General features: G+C 33.7%; 7 protein-coding genes, 1 tRNA gene and 2 pseudogenes. 1 reads left to right on the forward strand and 9 read right to left on the reverse strand.

The annotated features are described in order from the left end of the window. Positions 1-65: 65 nt before the first annotated feature. Positions 66-1304: an IS256 family transposase gene (locus Wcon_RS06845; protein ID WP_114516979.1), complete on the forward strand. Its 1239-nt coding sequence runs from the start codon at positions 66-68 to the stop codon at positions 1302-1304. Positions 1305-1888: 584 nt separating this feature from the next. Here Wcon_RS06845 and Wcon_RS06850 read toward each other — a convergent pair. The 9 genes and pseudogenes from Wcon_RS06850 to Wcon_RS13070 form a co-directional block, all read right to left on the reverse strand. Beyond that, positions 1889-1982 (reverse strand) — tRNA-Ser (locus Wcon_RS06850). 124 nt (positions 1983-2106) lie between these two features. Next, a complete protein-coding gene (gene ppa, locus Wcon_RS06855) occupies positions 2107-2598 on the reverse strand; it encodes an inorganic diphosphatase (RefSeq protein WP_114517684.1) in 492 nt (163 codons plus the stop codon). A gap of 80 nt (positions 2599-2678) precedes the next feature. After that, positions 2679-3809: a WD1261 family protein gene (locus tag Wcon_RS06860; protein WP_458694577.1), complete on the reverse strand. Its 1131-nt coding sequence runs from the start codon at positions 3807-3809 to the stop codon at positions 2679-2681. Between the two features lie 221 nt (positions 3810-4030). After that, on the reverse strand, positions 4031-5143 hold the full coding sequence (gene mnmA, locus Wcon_RS06865; RefSeq protein ID WP_114517685.1) for a tRNA 2-thiouridine(34) synthase MnmA: 1113 nt from the start codon (positions 5141-5143) through the stop codon (positions 4031-4033). A gap of 318 nt (positions 5144-5461) precedes the next feature. Further along, positions 5462-6537, reverse strand: a pseudogene (locus Wcon_RS06870) (rod shape-determining protein). 20 nt (positions 6538-6557) lie between these two features. After that, positions 6558-7976, reverse strand: a complete 1419-nt coding sequence (locus Wcon_RS06875) for a gluzincin family metallopeptidase (RefSeq protein WP_114517686.1) — start codon at positions 7974-7976, stop codon at positions 6558-6560. 145 nt (positions 7977-8121) lie between these two features. Continuing rightward, positions 8122-8916 (reverse strand): annotated as a pseudogene (locus tag Wcon_RS06880) (IS4 family transposase); the annotation flags it as partial. A 110-nt stretch (positions 8917-9026) separates the two neighbouring features. Beyond that, positions 9027-9266, reverse strand: coding sequence for a hypothetical protein (locus Wcon_RS13065; protein ID WP_114516984.1), 240 nt, complete (start codon positions 9264-9266; stop codon positions 9027-9029). Positions 9267-9479: 213 nt separating this feature from the next. Beyond that, positions 9480-9659 (reverse strand): transposase DNA-binding-containing protein, encoded by a 180-nt coding sequence (locus Wcon_RS13070; protein ID WP_179947458.1) that lies wholly within the window; start codon positions 9657-9659, stop codon positions 9480-9482. Positions 9660-9760: the final 101 nt, after the last annotated feature.

The raw sequence follows: 9760 nt of genomic DNA on the forward strand, positions 1-9760 counted from the left end.
GTTCAAAAAAGTGTGTCAAACCGAAAAAAAGTAATTTATATCAATTTAAAAATGGAGGTTTGACAATGAGTCAAAAAGTAGTAAACAGAACTAACGGATTGGTAGATTATAAAGAGTTGGAAACAAATATCCTGTCGTCTATACGAGAAGGAAGACCGTTGACAGGAAAGGAGGGAGCATTAACACCATTTATAAAAAAGCTGCTGGAGGCGAGTCTAGAAGGTGAAATAGAAAACCATTTATTAGCTGAAAGTGAAGAAAATAATCGCAGAAATGGGAGGAATGGAAAGACTTTACGTACAAGTGCAGGTTCATTTGAGCTGTTAACGCCAAGAGATAGAGAAGGAAGTTTTGAGCCGCAAATAGTCAAAAAAAGGCAAACAAGCTTACATCCAGAGCTTGAAACGAAGATTTTGAGCACATTTGCCAGTGGTATGAGCTATAGAGATATAGCGTCACACGTTGAGGAAATTTATGATCACAAAATATCGGTAGCAGAGATATCAAGTATTACCGACAAATTACTGCCTATAATCAATGAATGGCGTAGTCGTCCACTGCAATCAGTATACCCGATAGTATTTATGGATGGGATGTTCTTTAAGGTCAAGGAGGATGGACATTGCGTAAGTAAATGTATGTACAATATATTGGGCATAGACCAAAATGGCAGAAAAGAAGTCCTGGGCTTTTATTTGGCTGAAAGTGAAGGAGCTAACTTTTGGTTGGAAGTGCTAAATAACCTCAAAGAAAGAGGAGTAGAAGATATTCTGATTGCATGTGTAGATGGGCTAAAAAGCTTTCCTGCAGCCATCAACAGTGTATTTCCCAGTGCAGAAGTGCAGCTATGTATAGTACACCAAATAAGAAATTCTCTGAAATATGTATCCAGTAAAGATGTGAAAGTTTTCATGAATGATCTGAAAAAAATATATCGTGCTTCAAGTAAAGAAATTGCTGAGAATTATCTGCTTGAGCTGGAAGGAAAATGGGGAGAAAAGTATCCTTTAGTTATAAAATCCTGGCAGAACAATTGGGAAAACTTATCCAGTTATTTTAAGTATTCTGGGCCAGTTAGGAAGCTGATTTACACCACTAATCCAATTGAGGGGTTGCATAGACAAATCAGGAAATTTACTAAAACTAAGGGTTCATTTACTAGTACAAATGCCTTGTACAAACAGGTATATTGTGCTATAAAAAAGGTAGAGCAAAAGTGGATTATGGCTCTCCCTAATTGGGCTTTAACTATGTCTCAACTTGATATTTTCTTTCCAGATAGGTTGAAAATTGAGTTGAACTAAAAATGCGGCTTGACACACTTTTTTGAACATTCCCGTTGTTTGTCATGAATGCCATAAGAAAATCCAATATGGAAAATATGATGGTGACTCCTTAAAACGTTAGATTATTGGAGAGCCACGTGATACGGAAACGATTATGCGTGGTTCGGAGAGGGGTTGTTGGAAAAGTACTTAACAAGTAACTCGCTGGCTGCCCACTCTACTTTACGTACAGTTTTGCGAGAGACTGGTGGGGAAGTTCCACCGGTCTACTCTCCTAATATTTTTATCAATGGATAAGTTGATAAAAAAATCTTTTTGATCAACTTGCGCTGCAGAATATGTAGAAAATAGCAATAAGATTAATAAAATTTTTATATAATGCATTGTACCACCGCAATCAAATTAAATAGAACTTAGATTATATTTTTTATTAATCAAATGAAATTTGCTACATAGTGGTTAAAATTTTCGAAACAGTTTGTTTTTCTTTGATATATTGAACTAATTTAGATAATTGGAGACGTAAGACCTACCGCAAAAATTGAATATTTTTTATGGTTAAAAATAATCAACACTCAATTGAGTACAGAAATTTGACATAGTGGCGGAAGGAGAGGGATTCGAACCCTCGATACGACTTTTCAATCGTATAACGGTTTAGCAAACCGCCGCCTTCAGCCGCTCGGCCACCCTTCCAAGTTTAGAACTTAAGATCATATAATATCAAGACCTTTACTGCCTGTCTAATGCTTTTAACCGCAACATAAAAAACAACAATATTTTTCTGAGCAGCTCTAATGCAAACTAATTTCTACTTTTTTCAATGATTTTTTTTTGCTTTTTCCACATCAGCCCATTCTCCAACTGTCACCGTTTTTCCCTTTTCTAAATCTTTATAATGAGAAAAGAAATGAGCAATTTTATCTAGTAGATTTTTAGGTAAGTCAGAATAGTTCTTTATATTGTCATAATAGCTATCAACACTGGAGATAGGTACGGCTAATATTTTTTCATCCTCTCCTTTTTCATCTTTAGTGAGCAATGCACCTATTGGACGCACCGATATCAAAACCCCAGACGCTAAAGGAAATTGAGTTAGTACCAAAACATCCACAGGATCACCATCACCTGCACGGGTATTTGGTACAAATCCATAATTGCAAGGATAAGTCATTGAAGTAGACAAAAATCTGTCAACTTGTAATAATCCGAGCTCTTTATTAAATTCATACTTTACAGGTTCAGCATTTGCACTTATTTCAATTACTACACTTATTGCATCTGGTTTTGTCGTTACTTTACTTAAATCCATAAATTACCTATTTATTCAAGAGAAAAGATTATATAGCATACGCTTTAAAAGTGCTACATTTATCATCTATATGTAGAAACTCATGAATGGCTGAGTTGCACGGGATCATTTGTAACGCTTTTAGTAGTTGTATCCTTGACCGCTGAATGTGGCGGATCTTGTAGTAGTTGAAATAAAGCATATATTACCACAATAGTCAGCACTGCAGCAATTATTAGATTAGTCTGTGGGTTCATTAAGTTGAATAACCTTTGCTCCATAAGAAAATAATCAGCAACATATAACCCAACAGATAATATAAACATGCCTAAAGCTAATTTACAGAACGTATTTTTATGGTCTTTGTTTTTTTTCTTACTGATAGTGAAATTTGGCCTACATTCATTCTCTTCTTGCGATGCTGAATAATGTGTGTTGTTTATTATCCTCTCTTCAAACTTATTGCTATTTTGCTCCTTTAACAGCTGTTTCAAAATTGGTCCAACTCTTTTCAAGAATAAAAAACCTTGATTATTATAACCTGCAGACGCCGATATATTGAATGTTCTGTTTAGAGTACCTATCTTTTCACAATCCAGCGTATATTTAATGGCTCTATTTTGATCTTTCAAATTAATACTTTGCAGTAATCCAGCTAAATTCGCTATATATTTGAGAACAACCATGTTATCTATTATTGGTAAATTTTCCTTTTTTATAGACTCTTTGTGATATTCAGAAAGTTTATGATAATTGCCAAGTATAGAAAATAACAATACTACACCACTGTCTACTTTTATGTCTTGATGAATAGAATAATAGAAGTCAGTTATGCATTTATTTAAGGCAAACTCTCTGTTATATTTGTTGTTTAATATATTTTCTTCACTTAACAACTTTCTAACATCAATAAGTACCTTATTTTCAAAATCTTCTACTGTTTTAAATATTGATTCTCTCTTTGGATTTGCCAAAACGTTAAGTAAATCTAATTTTCTTCCATCTACTATTTCGTGTATGTCTTTACCTAACTCAGACTCCTTAATAACTTTATATATTTCATCTATGATATCTTGAGTGCTCAGATTATTACTTCCGCTTAAAATTTTATAAGCTTGAGTATAAATTAAGAACAACCCTTGTAGACTAAATTGTAAGTTAAAATATTTATCTAATGATTCCTCTTTTTTTCTAACGAATGAAGACAAACCAATATGGTTTCTGTGGTCTATTTTACCAGTTAAGTTAGCATGTTGAAAATTGCCTAAAAAAAATAAACAAGGCCTCTAATAAATTGCCTTTACCAACAATTTTTATTAATTCTTCAACTTCTTTAACCATCCCTCTAGTCCGCAATATAATAGTTATCTTTATAGTATAAAGAATATAGGATAAAACAGCAATAAATTTTATTGTATGTTTACATTCTGCATTAAAAAATTAAACCACCAAGTTAGGAGCATATCCAACCTCCACCGATAACTTGTTCGCCCTTATATGCTACACAGGCTTGACCTGGACTGATGCCAAAGTAATCGTCGTTTAAAATGACACAGGCTTTATTTTTTTCGTCAATTGAATGTATTGTTGCTAAACTTCCTGCATGTGATGACCTGAGCTTCACAGTTACTTCCATACCTTCCTTTGGTTGTTCTAACCAATTTAACTCTTTGATCAATATTTTTTTTTGCATTAATGCGTTGATCGGACCTACTATAACCTCATTATTCTCTGTATTAATTTTTATCACGTAAAGAGGCTCATTGTGTGCGATGCAGAGGCCTCTTCTCTGTCCCACTGTAAAATTTACTATGCCGCTGTGCTCACCTAGCACTTTTCCATGAATATCTACTATTTTACCTTTCTGTACAGATTGTGGAGCTAATTTAGCTATTGTTTTACTATAGCTTTCGGAAACAAAGCATATATCTTGACTATCCGGCTTTTCAGAGATTTGTAAGCTAAAATATTTTGCTAATTTTCTTATATCACTTTTATAGAACCCACCTAGTGGAAATCGCAAAAGCTTTAACTGCTCCTCAGTTGTAGCAAACAAAAAATAACTTTGATCTTTACTTTTATCAATACTTCTGCACAACTTTACCTCACCATTTTCTTCTAATCTTCTTACGTAATGTCCTGTTACTAGTACATCTGCACCAAGATTTTTTGTAACTTGCAATAGATCACGAAATTTTACCGTCTGGTTACACCTTACACACGGTATGGGAGTTTCCCCACGCATATAAGTATTTGCAAAATCCTCTATTACTTCCTTTTTGAATATTTCCTCGTAGTCTAAAATATAGTGGGGAAAGCCAACACTTTCAGCCACGTATTTGGCATCATAAATATCCTGTCCAGCGCAGCATGCACCTTTTCTTGCGTTAGCATTACCGTCGGTGCCATAGAGTTGAAGAGTCACACCTATAACTTTGTATCCAAGATTATGTAGCAATGCTGCAGCAACTGAACTATCAACTCCACCAGACATTGCAACAACAGCCTTAGTTTGATGCGGAGCTTTATCTTTTAACAAAGGTTCAATTTCAAATTCTTTTAGCATAATCGCCTTAATTTATAAACGCAAATCTTGTGTCATTCTAACATACAACTGTGCAAACGTTTTAATTTGGGAGAAATTTACATAGTAGATGATGTCATTCCAGTGTGTGACACTGGAATCTAGTGTCTATTTATACAAATTCATTAAAACAGCATATTTATTTGTAATCAAGTTTCTTGGATCTCAGTGTTTGGGCACTGAGATGACACCCCTTCCTTATGAAAATTGCCTTCAAATTACTTGGTGCGTGACACTGGTATCTCATTTATATTACATAATTCCATCAAAACAATTCGATAAACTACCTTCAAAAACAATTTAATCTTGCTTGAATAAAACATGGCCAAAATAATCCATGTTTTCAAGCACTTTTCCACTACCCAAGGCAACACAACAAAGTGGATCATCTGCAACGCGAACTGGTAATCTTGTTGTTTCACTAATAACTTTACCCAAGTTACGCAATAATCCACCGCCACCAGATAAAATTATTCCTCTATCAACTATATCAGAAGAAAGTTCAGGTGGAGTACTCTCCAGTGCAGTCCTAATAGCAGAAATTATCTGATGTACAGGCTCTATTAAACTCTCTGCAACTTGGTATTCTGATAAAAGCATTTCCTTTGGCATGCCACTCACTAAATCCCTGCCTTTAATTATCATTCCCTCTTTGTTATTTTCACCTGGAAGACTGGCTGAACCTACATTTTTCTTAATTTTTTCAGCAGTTGTTTCACCAATTAATAACTTGTGATTTTCACGAATATATGACTTTATTGCCTCATCCATAATATCACCACCTACTCTGGCAGAACGCGAATAAACAATTCCGCCTAAAGAAATAATTGCAACTTCAGTTGTACCACCCCCTATGTCAACAATCATAGAGCCTTCAGGCTCGGTAACAGGGAGTCCAGCGCCAATTGCTGCAGCCATTGGTTCTTCAATTAAGAATACTTCGTTTGCACCAGCACTTTCTGCTGCATCTTGTATAGCACGCCTTTCAACTGGAGTGGACCCAGATGGAACACATATGATAATATTAGGTTTGTTGACAGTGAATTTTGTGTTTGCATTACGTATGAAATATTTTAACATTTCTTCCGCGCTTTTAAAATCAGCAATAACTCCATCTTTCAATGGCCTTATCGCTTCTATTTCTCCAGGCGTCTTTCCAAGCATCATCTTAGCTTTTTTACCAAAAGCATAAGGAACGTAGCTTCCTTTTCTTTTACTCTCGCTACAACAGAAGGTTCATCAAGCACTATCCCCTGACTTTTCTGATAAACTAAAGTATTTGCAGTACCAAGGTCTATAGCAATATCGCTAGCAAACAAACCTTTGAAAGTAAAAAGGCTATAAAACTTTCCGGTTAATTTTTGAACAAAACTCATACACAACTCAAGAAAACCATTTATTGAGACAAATTATACTTTTCAGATAAGTAGCTAGTGTAGCATTCAATATCTAAATCCCTGCCTGTTACCTTTTTTAGCTGTTTCAAAAAGTCATACTTTGCACTGTATACATTTTGAGAGAACCAATCGATAAGTAAACTAAAATCTCCTTTTACTATAGCATCCAAACATTCGTAATGATTCTTCTTAATGAAAGAAAAAAACTGCACAGCAGCGATTAATGCTATAACTTTAATAGGAAAGTAGCCTATAACACCACTTGTCCAATGCTCATCTTGAAAATAAGTGTCTAGCTCATTTTTAGCTTTTACTGGAATTTTATAGTGCTTAATACCTTCAAGCCATTTATCATGCAGATCTTTGATTTCTAACGTACCATTTATTATATCCTGTTCTAACTTAGTTCTCATCATAATATGTGCTAATAAAGTGAACTCATCCGCATTCTTTAAAAAAGATGAAAGATTTACTTTATTGAAAATCAAGTACAAATTTTCAACACTGCTATTAGTTTTGCCTTTTATAGCAAATTTCTCTTTTATGTGTGGTTGGATGAACTCAATAAATTCTCTAGATGTTCCAATCATCCTTTCCATGAATAACCCTTGAGTTTCATGCATAACATGTTTCGTAATGGAGCTCTTTATAGAATTTTGCGCTAAACATTTTTGATGAATTGCATAACCATTATGCCGTAAAAGTAAAAACAAACCACAACAAAAATCAGATTCATCATAATCTATAGGATCATAATAAGAAGTGGAAATCTCATTTAGTGTAACACTCATTTGATGTAAGCACGACGAGCCAAGTTCAATCTGTTTCTGAATTGCAACTTTTTGTATACTGGTAACCTTATCTTTCTTCTGCTTTTCAATTATTTTCTCTACATTTTCACTAAAAAATTTGCCTAACTTAGGAAATATTTCCTTTATGTTCTTTTCTGTGATATTAGAGTCATAGTCAGCAAGCAGTGAGTCATATTTTGAGCACTTTAATTGCTGCGATTTTATAGAAGCTACTTCACGAACGAGTTTGATTAGATCAGCAAAGCGTTCTTTTAGCTTTTCTAAGTTACTGACTTCATAATTAGATAGCTTCCATAAATTTTGACATTCAATCTTAGCTTTGGACAAAGATTTGACTAAATCAACAGGAATAGCACTATTGCTTTTATGTATTCCCTCTATTAACTTTAGCTGCGTAGCGTCTGCACCCTTAGTATTGCTAAGAGCATCTGCTAATGATTCTTTTATTGCATCATGAGAGATAATTTCATGTCTAATTTCCTCTAGAAGACACATTTGTTCGATCTTATCCTCTATATCCAATTGGCTTTTGCTTAGTACTTTGAGTGTATTTTCGATATTCCTTACCTCACATAATACTTTTTCTAAAAACTTACAAGATCTCATTTTTATTCATTGTTTTGAAAACATCTGTTTAACATCGTAATAGATTAATAATAAAGTTAAAAGTATATTTGCTTACAGTACAATAAAAAAATTGTATTTTTATTCCTTTATTGGATTTTTCAACGTAGGGTCGAGAACCTTACTATTACCCACAAGTATAGAATTGATGAGCAAGTCGCCATCCTTCTGCTAAATGAAAAAGACGTCTCCATCCTTTCCAAAGAGTAATGGGACCTGGTTTTGGATCATTTTTTCTGGCCAAATGTCCCCCAAGTTCAGGAAACAGCTTCTTTTATAGTAGGAGTTACATTTGGGCATTTATGTATTTTTACGTATAAAACTTTCCATTCTTCTTCAGCTAATAAGGTAGTACACGGTAATAGTTCTTGCGATTGTTGTAATAAAGAAAATTCTCCATGCAATCACTGTTAGATATCTCATTAGCCTTTCTGCTGTTGCAAGCTTCAATTTTGAGGCCAGATTTTAAAATTTTGTGTAATATCTCTATTTTCCATCTAAGACAATAACTTTTTCAATAGCCTCGTTAAAGCTGTTGACTGGAATAATAGCATCCATTCTAGTGGATCTATTTCAGGCAAAGAGTCTTTTTCAACAACATAGACTGCATACAGTGGAAGATTAGGTAAATTTTCCGTTTTATGCCTAATATTATTTTTAGATAAATTCATCATGAAGCTTCCAAACCTAACCTCTAAATATGCCGTCCTTTTTGGCTTATTATCTTTTGCAGGAATTTCAACTTTTATTATACCTGCACAATTAATAACTTCCCGCAACTTTTGTTCGTTTTTTCTAGGACATCGATATTTTCTATTCTATTTTGGCAAGCTCTTACTAAAACTGCTGAGTTAAGACTATGTGCAACTTCAAATAAATCATACATATCTGCTTCCCTATCGCATACAGTTATAGCTTCCATAGGCGTCAAGTTAAGGAAAAGTAGCATAAGAAAGAAGAGAAGCGGTAAAAATTATTTTAGACATTAAACGATAAAATTAGTAATTTATAGACTCTTAAAAAAAAATTATCTTATTTTAGATCAAGATTTCTTAAAAAATAAATATAACAAATAAACCTTAAATGGTTGCTATATTGGGCGTATTCTCTTAACTTGACGCGTATGGTTATAGCTTCAGTCTGAGATGAATCTAGACTAATGTTTGTTTCTTTTAAAGTTTCTATCCACTTTATACTCTCTTTATCTTCAATATGGACAGTATCGTTTTTCTTAACATGGCTTTTATCTTCTTCAGAAATAGTAGGCCTCAAGTAAACCTTTTATTCCTAGCGCCAAGCCTTCTGTACTCACAGTAAAGGCTGTTTAGGTTTGTCCCTTTTTCTTGAAATATCTCCCAATCCTCTTGTTTTTTTATGGTGAGTATATGAAATGTAATTTGTATCACAAGAACTCTTTTGTGAGCTTTCATTCTTTCAGCTGTTTTAGCAACATGTGAAGCCAAAATCTCACTTTCTTTTACATTCTTATTTTGAAAAAAGCGTTTGCTTCAGACCAACTTTCACATGCCTGATTGATTGAACTTTCAGGCGATTCAGCAAAACTATTTTTAAAAGCCTCTTACTTGATCTTATATCACCAAAATTAACAATTCCAAATTTACTTTCTGCCCATTTACCAGTTGAGGTGCTTATATTTCTTTTCATCATATATTCCATTTTTAGATCATAGATCTATTTATAATAGAAAGTTGAATTAGTAAAATAGCAGCTTTTTCTCCATTTATAGATTTATGGGTAATAGTAAG

The organism is Wolbachia endosymbiont of Cylisticus convexus (genome assembly GCF_003344345.1).

Excerpts from the sequence above, each read along its gene's own strand:
- Wcon_RS06845 (WP_114516979.1), top strand. The coding sequence starts at position 66 with ATGAGTCAAAAAGTAGTAAACAGAACTAACGGATTGGTAGATTATAAA.
- ppa (WP_114517684.1), bottom strand. The coding sequence starts at position 2,598 with ATGGATTTAAGTAAAGTAACGACAAAACCAGATGCAATAAGTGTAGTA.
- mnmA (WP_114517685.1), bottom strand. The coding sequence starts at position 5,143 with ATGCTAAAAGAATTTGAAATTGAACCTTTGTTAAAAGATAAAGCTCCG.
- Wcon_RS06875 (WP_114517686.1), bottom strand. The coding sequence starts at position 7,976 with ATGAGATCTTGTAAGTTTTTAGAAAAAGTATTATGTGAGGTAAGGAAT.
- Wcon_RS13070 (WP_179947458.1), bottom strand. The coding sequence starts at position 9,659 with ATGAAAAGAAATATAAGCACCTCAACTGGTAAATGGGCAGAAAGTAAA.